14 protein-coding genes are annotated in these 21,389 nt (G+C 41.1%); 2 read left to right on the forward strand and 12 right to left on the reverse strand.

The annotated features are described in order from the left end of the window. Positions 1 to 174: 174 nt before the first annotated feature. The 7 genes from H6G41_RS02680 to H6G41_RS02710 form a co-directional block, all read right to left on the reverse strand. Positions 175 to 2,193: a lipoxygenase family protein gene (locus H6G41_RS02680; RefSeq protein WP_190743380.1), complete on the reverse strand. Its 2,019-nt coding sequence runs from the start codon at positions 2,191 to 2,193 to the stop codon at positions 175 to 177. Positions 2,194 to 2,326: 133 nt separating this feature from the next. Further along, complete coding sequence (locus H6G41_RS02685) at positions 2,327 to 3,334, reverse strand: DUF2235 domain-containing protein (RefSeq protein WP_190743382.1); 1,008 nt, start codon at positions 3,332 to 3,334, stop codon at positions 2,327 to 2,329. A 775-nt stretch (positions 3,335 to 4,109) separates the two neighbouring features. Further along, entirely contained in the window at positions 4,110 to 4,916 is an 807-nt protein-coding gene (locus tag H6G41_RS02690; RefSeq protein WP_190743384.1) for a serine protease, read from the reverse strand. Positions 4,917 to 5,119: 203 nt separating this feature from the next. Beyond that, positions 5,120 to 7,117, reverse strand: a complete 1,998-nt coding sequence (locus H6G41_RS02695; protein WP_190743386.1) for a multicopper oxidase family protein — start codon at positions 7,115 to 7,117, stop codon at positions 5,120 to 5,122. 716 nt (positions 7,118 to 7,833) lie between these two features. Then, on the reverse strand, positions 7,834 to 8,535 hold the full coding sequence (locus H6G41_RS02700; RefSeq protein ID WP_190743389.1) for a DevA family ABC transporter ATP-binding protein: 702 nt from the start codon (positions 8,533 to 8,535) through the stop codon (positions 7,834 to 7,836). Between the two features lie 36 nt (positions 8,536 to 8,571). After that, complete coding sequence (gene devC / locus H6G41_RS02705) at positions 8,572 to 9,750, reverse strand: ABC transporter permease DevC (protein WP_190743390.1); 1,179 nt, start codon at positions 9,748 to 9,750, stop codon at positions 8,572 to 8,574. Continuing rightward, complete coding sequence (locus H6G41_RS02710) at positions 9,747 to 11,054, reverse strand: ABC exporter membrane fusion protein (protein WP_190743392.1); 1,308 nt, start codon at positions 11,052 to 11,054, stop codon at positions 9,747 to 9,749. The genes devC and H6G41_RS02710 overlap by 4 nt, the downstream gene beginning before the upstream one ends. 195 nt (positions 11,055 to 11,249) lie before the next feature. On the opposite strand from H6G41_RS02710, the gene H6G41_RS02715 reads away from it, so the two are divergent. Further along, positions 11,250 to 11,876 (forward strand): TetR/AcrR family transcriptional regulator, encoded by a 627-nt coding sequence (locus tag H6G41_RS02715; protein WP_190743735.1) that lies wholly within the window; start codon positions 11,250 to 11,252, stop codon positions 11,874 to 11,876. Between the two features lie 132 nt (positions 11,877 to 12,008). Here H6G41_RS02715 and H6G41_RS02720 read toward each other — a convergent pair whose 3' ends face one another. The 3 genes from H6G41_RS02720 to H6G41_RS02730 form a co-directional block, all read right to left on the reverse strand. Then, on the reverse strand, positions 12,009 to 12,992 hold the full coding sequence (locus H6G41_RS02720) for an RNA polymerase sigma factor, RpoD/SigA family (protein ID WP_190743394.1): 984 nt from the start codon (positions 12,990 to 12,992) through the stop codon (positions 12,009 to 12,011). Between the two features lie 555 nt (positions 12,993 to 13,547). Further along, positions 13,548 to 15,281, reverse strand: coding sequence for an ATP-binding protein (locus H6G41_RS02725; protein WP_096642650.1), 1,734 nt, complete (start codon positions 15,279 to 15,281; stop codon positions 13,548 to 13,550). A 169-nt stretch (positions 15,282 to 15,450) separates the two neighbouring features. Next, positions 15,451 to 16,242 carry a glutathione S-transferase family protein gene (locus H6G41_RS02730; protein WP_190743396.1) on the reverse strand — a complete coding sequence of 264 codons (792 nt, stop codon included), beginning with the start codon at positions 16,240 to 16,242 and terminating at the stop codon, positions 15,451 to 15,453. 560 nt (positions 16,243 to 16,802) lie between these two features. Here H6G41_RS02730 and H6G41_RS02735 point away from each other — a divergent pair. Continuing rightward, a complete protein-coding gene (locus tag H6G41_RS02735) occupies positions 16,803 to 17,696 on the forward strand; it encodes a fasciclin domain-containing protein (RefSeq protein WP_190743398.1) in 894 nt (297 codons plus the stop codon). A gap of 267 nt (positions 17,697 to 17,963) precedes the next feature. Here the strand turns inward: H6G41_RS02735 and H6G41_RS02740 are convergent, their stop codons facing one another. Continuing rightward, the gene (locus tag H6G41_RS02740; RefSeq protein WP_190743400.1) at positions 17,964 to 18,344 is read right to left on the reverse strand and encodes a nuclear transport factor 2 family protein; all 381 of its coding nucleotides are present in this window, start codon (positions 18,342 to 18,344) and stop codon (positions 17,964 to 17,966) included. 45 nt (positions 18,345 to 18,389) lie between these two features. Further along, complete coding sequence (locus tag H6G41_RS02745; protein ID WP_190743402.1) at positions 18,390 to 21,209, reverse strand: PAS domain S-box protein; 2,820 nt, start codon at positions 21,207 to 21,209, stop codon at positions 18,390 to 18,392. Positions 21,210 to 21,389 lie beyond the last annotated feature (180 nt).

Here is a 21,389-nt window from a genome sequence, read left to right on the forward strand (position 1 = left end):
CCCAATCATTAATTGCATTAGTATAAACATTCATAGATGAAAATCAGAAAAGCCCCAAAACTATTAAAGTCCTGGGGCTGGTAATTTTTAACTTTGTATTGCTAATTCATAATTTACATTAGCAATATCTACAGATAGAAAAGCGCTAGTCAACAATGAACAACTGACAACAGCTTAAATATTGATCAATGTTCTAATGTTACTAGCTTCATAACTAAGCCTGGTAAAGTCTTCTTTGTAACGTGCTAATGTGGTTCTCAACACTTCGGGAACATCATCGTCTTCATTCTTGAGAATTAAGCCGTACTTAATGCCATTTAAGACACTAAAAATATAAAGTTGGTTGGTTGCTTCTAAATTATCAGGTGCGATCGCTGGATCGTTTTCACTACCAAAGCTACCATTACGTAATGCTAGGGAATTATAGGCTAATTCTCCCCCCTCATCAGTTTGAGAATCATTTACCCAAGTGTGCCATAGAGTGGTATGGAAAATCACATAGCGGCAAAACTCTTTTAAGTTGTCGATATCTGTTGCACTGGGTTCGTCAGTCAGGGTAATGGGGCGAACAACCTTCACCGTACCATTAATATTTGCTCTCTCAATATCTGGTCGATCGAGTTCGTTTTTATCATACCAATCGTAATCATTATCTGTATTCGCCATCACACCTTGGATTGGTTGATATGCCATACTATGCTCTAGCAAGTCCTCAGATAAACGGCGAATTTCCACCCATTCTTGGATAATTTCCTGCTCGTGTTCCTGGAAATATGCATCAATATACTCACTTAAAACTTGCCAATAGAGATTAGCTACCTGTGCATAAGTATGAGCTTGACAGATTGGCTGACGTGGTTTCCAGCCTTTCCAATCATAAGTCGCCACCGTTTCTTGACACATTTGGATGAATGACTGATGAGTCAACGGGCCGTTGGTAGTAAATAAACCAACAGTTGGTGATGTTAATAAATCATCACCACGACGGTTGATGTTAATCAAGCTTTTCAAGTGGGGAACTAACATCAAACGGATCGGATTTTTGCGCAAGTTGCGGAAAACAGCAACAGCATATTGCTCCATCTGCACATGAGACTTAGCGTAATGTTCAATTACTTCCCCTGCAAATAAGGAATTAGTACGGAAAATACGTTTTGCTTGTGACCATTTTTCCCCGTCTTTGGGTGTATAAGTTACAGGATCTTTCAAAGGAGAATGGGGAGCAAAAGAGTCAGGATACCGACTTTGAACGGTGATGGCGGTGGGTTGAAGTTTGCCATCTTGCAATTCAAATAAAGCTTCGACATTATTGAGATCGTGGGTTTGATCTTTTTCGTAATTATCCCAATTGAAACTTACCTTGTACTGATTGGGATTATTTTTATGGCGCTTGAGTAAGCAGGGATTCATCCCATTCAGAACCCGCAAGACAAAATATTCATCGCTTCTGGTATAACCTGGATTTTTTTTATCTAATTCTATTGTTAAATTTGGCGGGTAAGCCGATTGAATTTCTGCAAGAGAGAGTTGATTCGGTTTGAGGGTGTGAGAAATTACCAGTTTAGCCTTAATAGGAGCTAGAGTATTAGCCGCTTCGTAGGCTTGAAATTTCCGCCCAACAGCATAATCATCAGGGGTGTCTTCGGGATCAACAAGCAATATCCGCGCAAAAGGGCTATCGGGATTGTAGGGCCAATAGGGAACGGTCAAAGTGCCAAAATCATATTCTTTTTGAGTAACATTGTCCCCACCTTTAATAATGGAGGCAATACGGTTGATATAAACTGGCTGATTTTTAGCATTAAAAGTGACGCGATTATCAATTACTCTTAATTCCAAATCTGGTGCATCTTTAAAGCCTGCTTTTTCCGGATCGTAGTAGATTTCAAACCGACCATTTTCGTCAGTTAAACCTTGAGCTAAGTAATCGCTAGGCGTACCAATATCTCTATCCCACAGTTCCAATCCAATATTGTGTAATGGCTTTTTGGTATCGCTAAAAACCAACTGACCTGTAACTTTATGCATCTTCCCTAAGTTGGGAAGCAACTTTGCAGTTGGTTTCTCTTCACGGGATTGAGAAATTTTCTTTTCTGCTTTCTCCTCAATTAAGCGTTGAGCAAGTGGTGTGTTGAGGAGTTTCATCATTACCACACCTTTTAATTCGTCCACAATTGTTTTACTTTTGGTCATACTATGCCTCTCATTTTTGTGTTTAGTCAATTTTTTGTATCTAATGGTCTGTCCCATTAATTTTGCAAGGTTGCAAGAATCCCGACTTCTTGAAGAAATCGGGATTCTGACCCTGAGGAATTTATCAAAACTCTTAATCTAGTTTGGTAATAACCTTTTGGAGATTCTTGGGTCGATAGTCTTTGCGAGCTTTTAAGCGTTTGATTGTGCTTTCATGGAGGTCTTCCAGAGCATCGCTGACATTACGCAGCTTGATTCCTCCCAATTTAAAGAATCCAGGATCGTTCTTAAAGTCACATTCATAGTTGGGATTGACACCTGTGGGAATCACACTAGTATCGAAGTCTAATCCCAATCCTAGGTCACTGATAGAATCAATCATCCATTGTAAGGCTGCATCCGATAGCCCACTATGTTCTTTTGTACCACCACCAACGCAACCATGCTCGCCAGGAAACCACTTTTGAATTACTCGTTGGTTTTCTGATTCTGGATGCTTTGTCATGGGAGTGACATCAAAGAGCTCGCGGATTTCATCGATGGCTACAGCGTGCAATGCATTTTGAACACATTTGTTGACAGTAGTGTCATGGAATCTGTAGCGCTGATTGAGTTGGTCGTGCAGCTTGCTGAAGGCGGGTATTCCTGGAATACCAAGAGCACCGACGGTATCAAAACAACCCACCAAGGTGATAGGAACTCGATCGCCATAGGCTTCACGGTAGTCTACAGCTTCCTTATCTTTTGGCTTGACACCGCGTTTGCGATAAAGCTCGTAAGCTTCATGTGCTTTAGTGATGTGGGGACGATTTAATAGTCCAGAACAATAAATCATTCCCGCTAGACTCCTGACAGTGTAAGCACCGCGACTGAAACCAAACATATAGATTTCGTCACCAGGCATGTAGTTGAGAGTCAGAAATCGGTAGCCATCTTCTATATTTCGATCGATTCCTAATCCAGTAGCGCCGCCTAATATTTTTTGGGTTTCGGTTCCAATACCCTCGTCGTAAAACACAATCTGTGGAACCCCGTCACTAGCAATTGATTTGACAGATTGAGCTAACTTAACAATGTTGCTGGGATAAGGACTGGTTAAATTTTGCCAGGTTCCATCACAACAAATCACAAGACGTTTCATAGTTCTATGGTCTTTTGTAGGAATAAGGAGGAGTTGTACATTTCACTTATTCCGTTATAAGTAGCTAAGTATGAAAAATCATACGTATGTTACGAAAACTTAACTAAACACCTTGGATGCAAATAAAACATATAATGTACTTATATTGATGGCAAGAGATATTTATAAATCTGTAATGTCATAGCAATTTTAAAAAAAATATGATAAATGCTGAGTTTAGCTAGAATACGCTCATACTCATCATATACAAGGTTTTCAGCCATTGGTTTACCCTGGATGGAGCTGCATTGGGTCTATGTCCCTTAACCAATTTACATCTGTAGCGATCGCTTTTCAAATTGCGCTAAGAAATATACAGACTTATAGCATGTTAAAATAAATACATAAATTTCCAATGGCCGTGCTATTTTTTTTACTCGTATATCATTCCTAAAGAGCAAGTGAAATAAATAAAATAACCCAAGCTCTAAACTATCCAACTTTAGTTAACAGCACATGGGTAGATAGTTGTTATTAGAATATTGTTTATAGAACAATACGGTTCAGTTAAGGATAAATTGTAGGTTGGGTTGAACGAAGTGCAACCCAACAAACCCCCGGAAATGTTGGGTTTCGTTCCTCAACCCAACCTACGCATTTTCAGGTTTTTGGCGCTAACTGAACGGTATTGATTTATGGAATAGAGAATAAAGAATATAAGAATACTGTTTTCTTTTTGAAAGAAACTGTACAATTAAAATATATTTTGGAAATAAAATATAAGTCTTATTAGGAATTAAGAATTATCAAGTACTAATTTTTCTAATGTCTCTATGGGTACAGCCCAACTCAGACTATTAATTTGCTCGTGTAAGGTTTTATCCGCTTCTGAACCATCCACAAATACAGAAGGTACATCCCATAAAGGATTGGCTTGCATTCCATTCACACCAATTAGTTCACCGCGACGATTTAACAACGGGCCGCCACTCATTCCTTTTTGGATTTTATTGTTGTAACCAATTTGATAACCACCTTCTAAAGCTTGAGGTAGTAACAGTGAAACTTTACCAGTAGTGAAGCTAAATGTTTCTTTTTCTTCATCTTCTTCGGAATAAAAACCACTAGCAAAAACTTCATCGCCTACCATTGGTTGAGAACCAATAGATGAAACTGGATAAATTTTTTTAGGACTATAAAACCGCAATATTGCTAAATCATTTGTACCAAACTTGGAGTTTTTTGGCACGTTAGCGCTATATATCTCACCATCTGGTGTTTGAATGCGGTAGGGAGCATCACCTGCTCTGAGAACATGAGCATTGGTGACAACTGTATAAATAGAGTCTTGTTGTTGCCAAAGAATTCCAGAACCTAAGAATTCTTGTGACATCACTCTGACAGTAATAGCTTGAGCTTGCAAACGTAAGTTTTCGGTTGATGTTTGCGGTTGGGGTGGTTCCCCACTGACAGCCTGTGGGAAAGGTGCATTGCAAGATGCGATCGCACATTCACGCCGCTGGCTCCCATATAATGCTATTGCACATACCGCCAACAATAAACAACCAACACAGGTAACTACGGTCAATTTGTGCTTAGTCATCCTATGTTCAAGCTCATAACTATAATTTTACGCGATCGCTAAATCTTACTTTTTCCAGAATAGAGACACCTAAAACTTGAATTTACCGCATTTCGCAATCTCATCAGATTTCTAGTTGATTTTTGCAATTATAGTAGTCTATTAGACCAACGCCAAGAGGTTAGGTTCGTAGTCAGGGTTGAAGTCCTGACTACGAGTTATGTTTAAATGAGCACAGAAGTCTGAGAATGATCCATTGATCCTAGAAGCGGATTTTTACCCGGAGCTAAGATTTCATAAGGTCGCATCATCTCATTATCTTCGTGAGAGAGAATATGACAATGCCAGACGTACTCTCCAGGTAGGTCGTAGGTAGCTACAACACGGATAACTTCCCCCGGCGCAATCGTGACAGTGTCGAGTATACCCGCTTCTTGAGGTGTAGCCGGAGTTGCTGCTCCCTCAAATTCAATATTGACTAATGGTGCTGTTTCTGATTCGGCTCCTGTTAATGGATCTCTCTGTTCCGCGCTAAATTCCTGTCTGCTCAGGAGTTGGAACCCTGTCTGATGCAAATGAATAGGATGAGAATCAGGGGTAGTATTGTAAATTTCCCAAATTTCGGTGTCTCCAAGTTTGACATACTCGGTAATGGGATCGTGCCACATTAAAGCACCTTCGCGAATCGTACCCAACATGGGTGTCATGCGTCCAAAACTACCGTTGGAATTCTCAAATAGAGCTAGTTGTTTGGCGATCGCTAATCCTGTAATTGGATCGGTGGGAGTAACATAATCTACAGGGTTGCGAAAACCATTGAAGCCTACATAGTCAGGACTTGTATGATCGTAGCGATCTATCTGACTGACACTCGTCGGTAAGGATATCCAAGCTGGTTTACTCTTATCTTTCGGGTTATTGGTGCGTAAGGTTTCTGGTAAGGGAGTATCAGCAACGGTTACCTTATTCCCAACTTTAAAAGCCATAATTTGACCCGTTGTCTCTGGGTTGTTGGGAACTGGTTCGCTTTCAAGGTCACCAGCGATATTATTTAGAATCAAAGTCTGTCCTTTATATCCTTTAAAATCGACAACTACATCAGCTCGTTGACCTGGTGCAATATCCAGTTGGTTGAGTTCCACTGGCGCATTCAGTAAACCTAGATCTGTGCCGATTTGGTAAAATTTTAAACCAGTTGGTAGTTGTAAGCTGTAGAAGCGCGAGTCAGAACCATTCAGCAGGCGAAATCTGTATTTACGAGGCTCAACATCTAATACAGGCCAGGCTTTCCCATTCACAAGAATGACATTCCCAGAACCAAACTCTGGAATTATAGTAGGATGGGGTACGTTTTCAGGAAGCATCCCATGTACGCCTGCTGCAAGCAAATCTTCGTGGGAGGCTGGATAAAATAACTGACCGGCTTCGTTGATACCGGGGGTAGTTGGGTCATCTGCTTGAAATATCTTGTCTTGAATAACTAGCGGATATTCATAGTAAACATCAGGATCTTTTCGCCCATTACCTTGATAATCGAAATTGATGTAATTACCTGGAAGAGAGTTTTCGATTCGAGATGTTTTTGGATTATCTGGTACGCCAGTATCATACTTATCTCGCAAGATGTAAAAACCTGCTAAGCCAGCATAGACATTGAGGCGAGTGATTCCTAGGGCGTGGTCATGATACCAGATATTCGCAGCTTGTTGATCGTTGTCGTAGGTATAAGCTTGGGTCGCACCTTTATTGATAGCTAACTTTCCGGCTTTACCGGTAGATGTGAACCAAGCATCGGGAAGACCATCATATTTGGATTTGGTGTGTCCACCATGCAGGTGGGCGACTACTGGAACACCATTTTTGCTGATATTATACTTGGTGCCAGTGTAAGCCCAGTGTATTGTCGTATCTACTGGCAGTAAATGTTGTTTAGGAAGCTTGCTTTTCCAATTGATTGTGATAGGTGTATCTTTTTGGGCGACAATAGTCGGGCCAAGGTAATTTAAACCAGCTGCATCCCACGCCGGAGCGAAACGGCTATGGTAACCCCAAGTTTGTGCTAGGGGTATTCCTTTTCCCAAACCAAAGTCATGAGTACCTTGACTCATAGAGACTGTATATTTACCTTTACGCCTAGCATCAATAAAGAATCCCGGAGCGAGTAGATTTGGTAATGGATTGGTGAATTTATCAATAGAGAGTGGATTTAGTACAACAGCCATAGTAGATAACCCCTGTGTAGTTCAGGTGAAAACCATCGAAAAAACTACAACAAAACCAACGAAAACATCGGTTTCACCTATCTTTGTGTGCGGTGAGTTCAGCGATGTTAATCGGTGATATTGTCAAGTTAATGTGTGTTGATTAAATGTTTAAAAATGCTCTGGCTCTCGCCAAATATCAGTAGCAGCAAAATTTAAGAAAAATCTCGCCTTCATTACCTATATAGGTAATGAAGGTTTTGATTTCGAGAGTCAAAGCTTTTATGTAATTAAAATTAGATAATAAATGTGAGGAACTTGTGAGGAGAAAAAAGCTAATAAGTTACAAAAAATTATCTTCTTAAAGAGAAATTGCCGCGATCGCTCTCTTTAACTTATCAAGTTTTGTTAATAACTTTACAACTAGATATTAAGAGCTTTTTACTAATAAGTAAATTTGATTTACGTCGATGGGCTTTTAAAGATAACTGACAAGGGCTGTCATTGGTCATTTGTAATTTCTCATTGTCAGGGTTTCAATCCTATTTACTTTTTGTAATATATTTGGGTTTATTTATGAGAGCGATTATCTCAGGGGGGTAGAAATTATACTTTATTTCTCTTCAATTCTTATTTTTAGTAATTGCGATCGCTCAAAAAAATCCCACAACTCAGGGATAAAAATTAATATTCGCTGACAAATCACAATCATAATTTTATCAGCCAGAAAAAGTGATTTACGATAGAGCAGAAACTATAGCCCGATCCTGAGCTAATTTACCATCTTCCATGTGGACAATGCGATCGGCAATATCTAAAATTCGGTTGTCGTGAGTCACCATCAAAATAGTACAACCTTGCTCTTTAGCGAGTTTTTGCATCAAGTTAACTACATCTCGACCAGATTTACTATCAAGCGCCGCAGTAGGTTCATCTGCTAAGACAATTTTAGGACGACTGACTAAAGCACGCGCGATCGCAACTCGTTGTTTTTGTCCGCCAGATAAATCATCAGGATAATAATTGAGGCGCTGTCCTAATCCTACTTGCTCTAGCATTTCCGCTGAGCGATTTTTCATTTCTTGGGGTGAAATATCTTTGTGTAATTCTAAGCCCATTCTCACATTTTGCAGTGCGGTCAAACTACCATGCAAGTTATGTGCTTGGAAAATATAGCCATGACTGCGCCGTGCTGCGGTAAGTTGAGCTGCATTAGCACCGCAGAGTTCTGTTCCTAATACTTGCAAACTACCAGATTGCGCAGAACGCAAACCGCCTACCAAAGTTAGCAATGTGGTTTTACCAGAACCCGAAGGCCCGGTCATAATGATAATTTCGCCAGCGTTGATTGTTAAGGTAATATCAAACAGAACTTGCTTTTTCAGTTGACCTTGACCAAAGTAATGGTCGAGATTTTGCACAGAGATTACTGGGTTCATAATGACGGTTGACAGTTGACGGTTGACGGTTGACGGTTAAAACATGTCTGCGGGATCAGCTGATTGAACTTTACGAGTGGCGATCGCGCCCGATATCATACACATGACGAAAGTTAGCGTCAGCACTTGAATAGCTCGCGCCAAGGTCATATATAGTGGTAGATTTGTAGCACCACGGGTTAAGGCATACAGTCCTAAAGATACTGTCATCCCTGGAATAAACCCTAAGATTGCCAGAATTAAAGCTTCCTCAAACACAACACCTAGCAAGTAGAGATTGTTATATCCCATCGCTTTAAATGTGGCATATTCTTTCATGTGGGCATTAACATCGGTGGAAAGGACTTGATAGACGATAATCACCCCGACTACAAATCCCATCGATACACCTAAGGTAAAGATAAACCCGATCGCAGTGTTTGTCTGCCAGTAATTTTTCTCAAAGGCAATAAATTCTTCGTGGGTGAGAACTTTGATATCATCTTTAGGTAAGTAAGATTTTAAAGCGCTGGCTACTTGTTTAGGGTCGTAGCCTGGTTGTAACTGAATCAAACCGATACTGACACTACCTGCTTGTCGTTTGGGAAATAGTTGTAAAAAGTTCTGATCGCTGGTGATCAAGCTACCATCAGCACCAAAAGAGGCTCCGACTGAGAATAAGCCATTAATGCTAATTGTCCGCCGGTCTATTTCTGTGGTGACAGGTTTACCTTGAGAAATTTGGGCGATCGCTTCTTTGTAATCTCCTCTGGAAGCAGCATCAAATAATACAGTATCCGGTAGTTTAATTGTCGATAATTGGCGGTTAACTTCTGGTAAGTTAAATGCTGGCTGGTCAGGATTAAAGCCGATAATCAGCATCCCTGTCTCACGGCGAGTTTGGGGATTTTTCCACGTAACGTTGTTGGTATACAAAGCCTCTGCCGATTTTACACCAGGTACATCGGCAGCCTGATACAGTCGTCTTCTGGGAAAGGAAGACATAAAGGAAATGTTACGGGCTTGGTTACTGATAATTACTACATCTGCACGTAATACTTGATGCAGTCTGGTGGCGCTGTCAAATAATGCTGACTGAAAGCCCAGCTGCATGAACATCAGTAAATCTGCAAAAGCCACGCCTGATAGTGCGACTACAAAACGACTCCTTTGCTTATTCAGTTGCAACCATCCCAGAGGGGTGCGGCGCTGTAGTTGAGAGATAAATCCTATCATTGTTCAATCACCGCCTTGACTTGCAAATTGGTAAATTGGGCAGCTTTGGCGCTGGATGCAGAATCTAGCTTGACATGAACTTCTACTACTCTGGCATCAATATTACTAGAGGGGTCGGCGTTAATTACATTTTGCCGTTGTACTTGCATCCCAATCCAATCGACGCTTCCCTGCAATTCACTAGGGAGAGAATCGCTAATAACTTTGACAGGTTGACCAGGTTTTACTTTATGAATATCACTTTGGTATACTTCTGCTACTGCATACATTTGGTCAGTTTGACCTAATTCGACAATTCCGTCATTACCAACGGTTTCACCAGCGCGGGTATGAATCTTCAGAATTTGTCCAGATTTGGGAGCGCGAATATATGCTTGATTAAGTTGGGCTTGAATTTTCCCTACGGTAGCTTGGGCGCTATCTACTTCCGCTTGGGCGTTGGCGATATCTGTAGGGCGAACTTCCGCCGTTTGATTCAGGGTGGCTTTGGCTTCGTTGATTTGTTGTTGTAATGTGGCGATGGTTTTGTCGCGGTTGGCTTTGGCTTCGTTAATTTGTTGTTCCAAAGTGGCTACAGTTCTGGCTTTTGTGGCTTGGCTTTCGATAAATTGCTGTGTAGAAGTTTCCGCACTTAATCTGCGGCGATCGACTTCTTGATTGGAGATTGCGCCTTCTTTGTATAAACTCTCATAGCGTTGTACGTCAGCTTGGGCGTTGCGTTTTTCAGCGGCGACACGGGCGACGGTTGCTTGTAAGCTTTGTTGTTGTCCTTGCAATTCTGCTTCTAGACGGTTAATTGTCGCTTGCTGGGTTTTAATGCTTCCTGCTAATTCAACGGAAAGACGATTAACAGTAGCTTGACGCGCCCCAATTTCTCCTTGCTTTGCACCAGCTTTTACCTGGTTAAGACGAGATTTAGCCACTTCCACTTGTCTTTGGGCTTCACCCAAACTTGCTTGTAAGCGATCGCGACTATCCATGATTGCAATTACTTGTCCAACTTTAACGCGATCGCCTTCTTTCACCAATAGTTGCTCAACCCGATTTCCTTCATTAGCCGTCGGTGCAGACAGTTTAATCACTTCACCATTGGGTTCTAAGCGTCCCAATGCAGTAACAGTTTTGACAACTGGTTGAATCGGCGTTGCTAGTTCTTGCTTTTTCCCAGACTCCGCCTGAAACTTAGTTACCGTATAAACACTAGCTCCGGCTGTAATCAAAGCTGTAATTATTGCCAGGATGGTAGGTGACTTAAAAATACCTTGGGAAGCTCGAAAACCTAATAAATTCCAGTTTTGCGCCATAGTATTCCCCTCTTTTGGGCGGCATTTTTAAACTAAACCGTCCAGTTCAAAATAATGCTAAACTAAACCGAGTAGTTTAGTCAAGAGGTATTGGGAGAGTATTGATGTAATTTTCCCCCTCTGCTTCCTTGTCGCCCTTATCCCCCCTCTCCCTCAATCCCCAGTAAGATGGTTATAAGCAAAGTTGATGAACACATGGCACGGATCAAAGTTGACGAAGTAGAAAAAGAGAATTCCGTTGATAAAGTGGAACAAATTCTGCAAGGGGCGATGCAGGAGTTCCTCAAAAATGGCTATGCTGGGACAAGCATGGATAAGGTAGCTGTCGCTGCTGGTGTGTCGAAAGCTACAGTTTACAGCCACTTTCAAGATAAAGAGGGATTATTTAAAGTCCTGTTTGAGCAGATGTCACGCCAGAAGTTTAACTCCATTTTTGGTACAGAACCTCTACAGGGAGAACCAGCGATTGTTCTGCGCCAGTTAGCCACCAAAGCATTAGAACTGATGGCTACAGACCAAGAACATTCAGCATTTATGCGCGTGATAATTGGCGAATCTGGTCGCTTTCCAGAGTTAGCCCAGATTTGTGTCCGCGCCATGATTAAACCAGTGGTAGAAACTCTGACTCAATACCTTGCTAGTCATCCCGAATTGAAAATCAACGATCCAGAAGCACTGGCTAGGATACTTGTAGGCTCATTAGTGCATTTTCATATTGTTCAAGATGTCTTGCATGGTAAAGATATTTTACCGATGGAGAGCGATCGCTTAATTAATACCATGACCAACTTAATTATTAATAATGCTCAGGCTAGTTCTTAATAGACAAACAGCACAAGGAAGCAGAGGTAAGTAGAGGCGAAATACAACACCCAATGCCCCATGCCCCATGCCCAATAAAAAAATTGCCCCCTGCAATCAGGAGGCTAATTTTTAATTAAAAGCTGTTGACTGCTAGCTGGCAACATACTCTTTGACATTGGCTCGACGACGACGTAGATGAGCTAGTGCTTGATGCTCTAACTGGCGAACACGTTCGCGGCTGAGATTTAATCTTTCACCTACTTTCGCCAAAGACATTTCGTTACCATCTTCTAATCCAAAGCGTAGCGCTAGAACTTCGCGTTGTTGGGGTGTGAGTTCCGCCAACAGAGTGTTCAAGTCTTGGCGCAAGAATTCCTGAGTGGTGTAATACTCTGGAGAAGGGCCGTCATCTTCTAGCATTTCTTGCAGCTCGGTATCTTGGTTGTCACCGACGCGCACATCCAAAGATACTGGCTGACGAGCCATGTTTAAGTACTCGCGAATTTGCAAAGGCTCTAGTTCTAGCTCTTGGGCAATTTCTGCCGGATTTGGCGATCGCCCTAATTTTTGCGCTAGTTCCCGCTGTACTTTCTTGATTTTGTTCAGCTTCTCGGTAATATGGATCGGTAAGCGGATTGTCCGTCCTTGTTGGGCAATCGCTCTAGTAATTGCTTGGCGAATCCACCAGTAAGCGTAGGTAGAAAACTTATATCCCCTCATTGGGTCAAATTTTTCTACACCCCGTTCTAAGCCTAGAGTTCCTTCTTGGATTAAATCCAGAAACTCCATATTGCGCTTTTGATATTTTTTCGCAATAGCGACTACTAAACGGAGGTTCGCTTCAATCATCTTTTGCTTTGCCCGTTTACCTTGAGCTACAGTCTGTTTCACCTCAGTTTCGGATAGGTGAACGTGATCCGCCCATTCAGATAAACTTGGTTCGTGGTGCAACTTCTTCGCCAAAGCCTCTTTGGCGTCCACTAGCGTCATCATTTGTTGCACCTGCTTCCCGAAAACAATCTCTTGCTCACGGGTTAAAAGGGGCACACGACCAATTTCTCGCAGATAGGTTCGCACCATATCAGCCGTGAATTTGGTGTTGAGGTTTTCGGTATGGGTGTTAACAGTAGGCATTGGTGCGTTGTCCTCTACTCCGTAAACACAATGAATCTTTAATAATTAAGTCAGATTGGGCAAGGGACTACATCTATCACGGAACATAGGAAGCTATCATCTGCAATCAATTTATACATTCGTTGAAACGACGGTACTCCCCGGAGATAGGTTCCCCTACCCTGGATAAATTCTCTACTCTCTTAGAAATACACTGGCTGGTTGTCAAGAATTCTTCTTGGTATCAGTCACTGGCGGTAACTGTAAAAATATGAAGTCAGTATGAGTTCTACTTTTATTAGTATACGACAAATGTTTTAGATAGTAAAGTAGTCCAGATAAATCTTTCAATTATAGGATATAGTGGTTTGTTTGGCAAAAAAAATCAACTTCCTTTAGAGTGCTAACTATATATATAGTGACGCCAAAACCTCCGCTTCTGTTGCCGAGGTGTAGGGAGATAACCGAACTGATTGTTTGTGGGAGTTACGACATGGGCATGGGGCATGGGTCATTGGGCAGGGGAGACACTGACAACTGACAACTGACACCTGACCACTAACCACTGACCATTGACTAAAACCCCAAATCGGCTTTGGCTAGTTCAGCCGCCGCAAATAATTCTGCGTCTGGTTTTTCTTCCCAAGCTGGATCGCCAATTTCTGCATAAAAAGTTGCATCATAGGGACGGGTACGGACTACTACTGGCATCGGTACGGCGTGACCCAAAATCAATGCTTGTTGCTTAGAATCTAATTTGGCTAATACCGATCGCAAACTACCAGCACCGGAGACTCCCGTAAAAATTGCGTCAATGTCTTTTTCATCATTGAGCAAGGCAGTGATACGAGTCCCAATTTGGGACATAACTTCATTATCTATCCCCGACGGGCGTTGATCAACTACTAGAAGTGTTACGAAATATTTCCGCATCTCTCTGGCGATGGTGCCAAAGATGGTACTTTGAACGATGGCGGGATCGAGGAAGCGGTGGGCTTCTTCAATGGTAATCACAAGTTGCGTCGGGCGATCGCTTACATTGCCACTGTGCAAGAAACGTTCGGCTTTGTTGACATAATGCCCATGAATACGTCTGGTGATCATGTTGGTCACCAACATATATGAGAGCATATCCGACTGGGAGCCAAATTCCACAACTACATGCTTACCTGCTTCGAGCGATCGCAAAATTTGATTAATATAATTCTGCGGGCAAGCGGCACGCATATACTTTAAATTATCTAAGCGCAGAAGTTTGCGCTGCAAAGACATAATTGAGCCTTGGTGTCCCCGCTTCTCTTCACAAAACAGCTTAATTTCTTCATTTGTCATGTTCAACAACTGAAGAATCCAAGCTTTGCCATACTCTGCATAGAGAATATTGGCATTATCTAAAGCTGCATCCGATAGTCCCAAATCGCGGGAGCATAATTTTACATCTTCAACTTCTATTTGCTCGTAACTGAGATACAGTTCTTGCGCGTCGCGCACACCCCGGCGCTTAGTAGATTCTGGATCTAGGGTATAAACTTCTACTTTACCCGGAAATAACTGTTTTAATCCTTTAACTGTACTATATTGCTTACCTTCACAGACAGCTTGCCAGCCATACTCGGAATGCATATCAAATATTAAATTTACCGCCGCGTTTTTCCGGACAATCCCGGCTAAAACTAAGCGCGTCAGGAAGGATTTACCAGTACCCGATTTGCCAAAAACTCCGTTACTTCTTTCAACAAATCGATCTAAATCGATACATACAGGTACATCCATATCCAGAGGTTTCCCGATGGAGAAATTTTTCCTCTGGGTATCATCTTCCCAACCAAAAACGCGGCGAAAATCTTCCTCGCTGGCTTCGTAAACTTGGCTAAAGTGACTGGGGATGGTTTTGACTGGAAGTAATTCCATTGAAGTGCTGGTTTGTGGCTGAAATGAAGCCAAACCAGTCATTGAAGATGCAAAGGGATTAGCAGATTTACCATTTGTGGGCGAAAAAGATTCTGCTACTTCTTCTGGGGTAAACATTAACATTGGCGCGAGATTAATCGTCCCGTAGGTACCGCTCCCTGCTAAAACTTCCCGTAAAAAAGTATCTTCCCAATGGGGCGGATCGGCGATAATGCGTGCATTTGCAGTTCCCAGCGCCACATCTGTTAGCATACAGAAAAAGCGCGATCGCATCCCTTGCACAACTAAAAATTTCCCCACCCGCATATCTTCTACAGAAATATCCGGGTGTAATCTAACTTCTAACCCTCCAGTGAGAGAGCCTTGGGTAACTGAACCTAAAGGTTGTCCAGAATTCATCTGATTAGATATATCAATATTGGGCTGAACTTATGTTGCATTTTAGTTGTAGAGTTCAAGCTTGCGACGAAATTTTAGCACAAAATGGCAAAGGTCAATAGTCCAAAGTCCAGAGTCAATAGTCAATTATCTGTTGACTGTTGACCATTGACTATTGACCAATGACTAATTAATCAATTTGAATCGAAGTTGGTCTGCTTGCTGATGGTGAAGTCCCGATTAAGGGTTTACGGAATTGGCTATAAAGGCGATCGCGCCATTCAAAGAATGGGGCATAATCGGGATTATCTGCTAATCCAGGGACGCCTTTACCTTGTAAGCTGGCGGGTAAATCTAGATAAGGCCCTTCGGGAAATTTTAAGATAATCGATAAACCAGCAACTGCTAAATCAGCTAAACTCGGTTCATCTCCTAATAAATAGGGACTATCAGCTAATAGTAGGGTGAGTGCTTCTAAGTCTTGCTTTAAATCTGCGATCGCAGACTTGATGACATCTGGACTATAACCTACACCCACACCCAACACTGTTAAGAAATCGCGGGGTACTCCTTCAATTAAAGTTTTGAGGATATCTGGTGTCGAGGTGGGTAATAAAGACTTGCGAAAATTTTGGTCTTGACTAATCGCCGCAAATAGTGCTTTACGTCCTTTAATCCCGATTGATTCATCCGCCCATTCTTCTATTAATAAACATGCACCTCTTTTTTTCGGATCTGTGGGTATCAGTGGGCGATCGGGATATTCTAAGTCTAAATACTTAGCAATTTCTGTAGAATCAACAATATATCTACCACCATCTTTCAATACTGGTACTTGCTTTTGACCAGTCAGGCGAAATAATTCTACCTGGCCAATTCCTGGTGTCACCTCTATTTTGCGGTAATTTAGTCCTTTATAATCTAAAATTAACCGCACTTTTTCCGAATATTGAGATAATTCCCATTGGTATAATTCCAACATCTTGCATACCCTATAATTTAGTGAATTGAGCAATGTTACTAATTGTATCTTTAGTTTCAGTTATCGTTTTGCTAATTCAATTAATGGTGGACTAAGTAATGGCTAAGAACCTGAAAATTCTAGGTAATTTTTAGTAAATCTGTTTTTTTAGCAAAAAAGGATTTATTTGATGATGCAATTATCAAATAATTAAATTGTTTTGGCAGTCATACATAACTTAACCTAACATCTTACTACTAAATTTGCACCCATAATTATCATTGTTCTGCCTTTAAATCCACGCAATTTGCAGTATAAACAATCACCTGAAAAAAATTCAAAAATCTTTAAGAAAGTTAAATAATAAGTTAATTTATATAGATATTGCTTACATCTCCAACATGCTTGGCAATTGTTGATACCATAATTTTTTCCTAAATCCGTCAACCCTACGCAGCACAATTTTCCAGAATAATCGATGATTTTGGCGAAAACATCTTACTTCTTAGGTGAGATTTTTGGCGTAGCAAAATGTTATAAGTCTTTATGTAACCTGTGCAAAATTAAAACAAATAAAATTTATGAAGGCAAATTACAGCCAATTGCTGACAAGTCTAGCAGGTATAGTCGGAATCGCAGGAAGCAGCCTCTTGATTACATTACCATCTCAAGCAAAAGAGGCAACAAATCCTAACCCTACTATTTTTGCTGAAGCACCCTACAACCGTAGTCAACGGATAAATGCTAACGCTAACTATGCACCTGCTCAGTCTACAGAAGATGCAGCAAAAGGTGCGACTTCAAACAGAAATTTAGTAGCACAGAAGCCTAAAAACAGAGGTCTCAATCCTCAACCCAGTATTTTTGATGAGCCTCCTTACAACCGTAGTAGCCGTACTCCTGCTGCTGAAGTTGCACCTACCTCAAACACCACCCCCGAACCAACACCCACCAAACCAACAACAGAAGCGCCTGCAACTCCTGTAGCACCTGCAAAACCTGCAACACCCGTACCTAATCAAACTGCACCAGCTGGTGGTTCTAGCGATAACACCCAAGGCAAGAATTTGGTAGCATTGGCTGAATCAAATGCTTCTTTTAGCACTCTCACCAAAGCTTTAAAAGCAGCTGGATTAACAGAAACTTTAGCTGGCAAAGATAATTTCACAATTTTCGCACCCACTGATGCTGCATTTGCTAAATTACCACCAGATGCAGTCAAAGATTTGTTGAAGCCTGAGAATAAAGAAGTTTTAGTCAAGATATTAACTTACCATGTCGTATCTGGTCAGGTTTTATCTAGCGATTTAAAATCTGGCGAAGTTAAAAGCGTAGAAGGTGGCGCTATTAACGTCAAAGTTGATCCTGCTACTGGCGTAACTGTCAATGATGCCAAAGTTACTCAAGCAGATATTAGAGGTTCCAATGGCGTTATTCATGCAATCGATCAAGTAATTTTACCTCCTGATTTGTAATTGCATAGCAGAGATAAATTCATCGCTTCCAAGGTTATTTGTAGAGTAGATATTGATGGATACATTAAATTTTATCCACCAGACTCTACAAATTAATTTTCAATAAAACCCGTTCGACTAGAGTTTGAACGGGTTTATTTTTTTGGATTTTTTAAATTGGTAGGGTGTGTTATATAGCCGCAGCCAGATAAATTAGGACATCAAGCTAAGATAAAATCCTGACAATAAGAGCCTTTCAAGTCAGTCAACAGTCAACAATTAATAAAATTAGCGCATAATCGGACTACCATGATGATGTACTAAATACCATTTTCCCCCAAGCAGTTGAAACACATTTGTAGCGATTGATTGGGCTTCTAGCCTTCTACCATTAACAACTTGCAAGACATTTTCTACCAGCACAACATAAGCGATATTATCAGCTACTTCTGTTGCCATAATATCTAGATTGATTTCTATGTAGGCTGTGCTTTTAAATATTTGTTCCCAAGAAGCACGAACTTGCTTCCAACCCCGCAGTATACTGCGTCCGGGATGAACGCAAGTAATACCAATTCCTTGCGACCAGACATCACTCATGGCTTCAATATCTTTTTTTTCAAAAGCTCGATAAAAGGCTGTATTAACGGCTAAAATTTCAGATGTCATGGGGAAGGTAAATTATGAGTTGGCTGCTGTTGCATCACTTCCTGATTATTTTTGCGTCAAGAGCAAGTACAGAGTTTTCAATAATTCCTGCACAGTATATGGTTTAGGCAAAAATGCTGTATGCTGAAATGTTTTATCTATCGGCACTTGTTCGCTTGTTGCTAATCCACTGACAGCAATAATAGGGAGTTCTGGATTGATGCTATGCAAAGTTGTAATGGTGGTTGCGCCATCCATTTTGGGCATCATCATATCGATAATCACCACTTTAATTTTATCTTGATTCCGGGCATAAAGTGCGATCGCTTCAATGCCATCATTAGCAGAGATAATATTATAGTTATAGCTTTCTAGGGATGCTTTAGTCACTTCGCGAATTGCGGCTTCGTCATCAACAACTAATAGCCATTCTCCATTTCCGTTTGGCATTTCACTATCTTCTGGCATTGGAATTGCCACTGTATTCACCGCAGGTAAGTAAACTTTAAATGTTGTCCCTTTTCCTAAGGAACTGGATACATTAATAAAACCACCATGTCCTTTGATAATGCCGATAACTGTAGATAAACCCAATCCTGTACCGTAACCAAATTCTTTAGTAGTAAAAAATGGTTCAAAGATTTTATCTAATAGTTCATTCGGTATCCCAAATCCTGTATCAGTAATTGTCAAAACTAGGTAATGCCCTACTTGAGCTTCAAAATGTACCTGACTGTAGATTTCATCAATGTAAATATTATTAGCTGCTATTGTGATTGTCCCACCATCGGGCATGGCATCACGAGCATTGAGACATAAATTTATGAGGACTTGATGTAATTGGGTGCCATCTCCGTAGACTGGAAATAAATCTGCGGCTAATTGTGTAGTCAATTCAATTGTTTTGGGGAATGTTTCTTGAATAATTTGTTGCAGTTCAGCTATGATATGCTTAACTTGAATTACGCGGCGATCGCCTTCAATTCCCCGCACAAAAGATAATACTTGTTTAACTAAATTAGCGCCGCGTTTGACGTTATTTTCTACTATCGACAACATTTGCTCAACTTGTCGGTCGGGAGACTTAATTTTTAGCAGTTGCACTGACATCAAAATGGGCGATAACACATTATTTAAATCATGGGCAATACCACTAGCCAAAGTACCAATACTTTCCATGCGTTGAGCGCGTAAAAATTTCTTCTCCAATTGTTTTTTCTGGGTAATATCGGTATCGACAATCAAGATTGATTTAGGTTGTAAATGCTCGTCTGGTACTAGCATCCAACGGCTTTCAACGATGATTTCTCTACCCAATTTACTAATTTTCTCTAATTCTCCTTGCCAAGAACCTTGGGCAATTACAGTTTGGCAAATTTCTAAATATTGCGATAAAGGTTCGTTGCTAAAAAGTTCATGAGCATTTGTATGAATGGCTTCTGCGGCTGTCCAGCCATAAAGCTGTTCGGCACTTTTATTCCATAAAAGAATTTTGTTAGATAAATCCCGCAGTACAATTGCATCTGTAGAGATATCAAGCAATGCAACTTGCTCGCGCATTTGTTGTTCTACTTGCTTGCGCGTGGTAATATCTTCAAAGATATATAAACGACCAAAATATTTATCTTCGCGATCGCGCACTTGGGTAGAGAACCGTCGGATGGTTCGTCCATCGTTAAATGCAATCTCATCTTCCACAACGCAACGGTACTCTTCACTTTGTAACGGCGCGCAGGAAGCAGCAAAAGCCGGAATATCCAGAATCAACTTCACACAATCGGGGATAATATCGCGATTCTTCAACTTTTGTGTTGCCATCTGCGATTGGAGATGTTTAATACCCCAAATTTCACAAAAGCGATCGTTAAAATACAGTATCTCATCAGTGCGGTTATCTACCACATAAAATGCTAAAGGGGAAACACTAGTCATCGAGCGTAACAGTGCTTCTGTCCAGCGTAATTCTTCTTCGGCTTGTTTACGCTCGCTAATATCTTCAATCACATAGGCAAATTGTGGACGCTTAGTCGGACTCTGTGCAATTTCTGAGACTGTTGCTGACAACCACCTTTTACCTTGGGGACGATCCTCAGCATATTCAAATTTCACAGGTGATTGGCTAGCTGCTGCTTGTTGGTAATAACCTAGCCACTTAACTATTTTCTCCTCTGCTACACCCATCTCTCGCTCTTGGCGATTTTGCATAGCGCTGGGGGTGAGTCCCAAAAATTTTGCTGTCGCCAGGTTATCAGAAATATGTCGGATATCATTATCTACCAACTCCACAATTCCCATCATCATCGGCGCACTATCGAAGAAACTGCGGAGAGTGCTTTCACTTTGATACTGTGCTTGTTGCGCCTGTTTAAATTCAGCTTTAATACTGGCTAATTCCAGCAAATTACGTCTGATTTCTAACTCTCTAACCACCAAGCGACTTAAAGCTTGTAGCGATGCAATTTGCTGATCGCTGATTTGACGCGGTACCCGATCTACTATACATATAGTACCGATCGCTTCTCCTCCCGGTGCAATTAAAGGTACACCAGCGTAAAATCTTACATGAGGTTCACAGGTAACCACCAAAGAAGTAGCATACTGTTCGTCAGCCAAAGTATCGGGAATTATTAGCGGTTGGGATTGCTGGATACATATTGGACAAAAACCTAATTCTCGCGACATTTGCTCCACCTCCAACCCTACTTTCGCCTTAAACCACTGGCGATGACTATCAATAAAATTAATTAAGGCGATTGGTGTCTGACAAATCTGCGCTGCTAAAAACGCCAAATCGTCAAATGTTTGTTCGGGAACAGTGTCGAGTATTTGATACTTACGCAGAGCTTCAAGCCGCGCTAATTCAGGGTTACACAATACAAAGTTCATTCAACTTTCCTACTACGATTGAATTACATAGATTCGTGTTACTCACGATTTTTTAAATTCATCCAGCAGAGAAAACGAAAAGCTGGCAGCATTTTATTACTGCCTACTGAGATCCTACTTGCCAGTAAAATATATACATTTGTTAATTTTTTGGATTAATTAGGAAATTTTTGCCGAAAA

The sequence above is a fragment of the Tolypothrix sp. FACHB-123 genome (assembly GCF_014697075.1).
In the GTDB taxonomy this organism is placed as follows: domain Bacteria; phylum Cyanobacteriota; class Cyanobacteriia; order Cyanobacteriales; family Nostocaceae; genus Aulosira.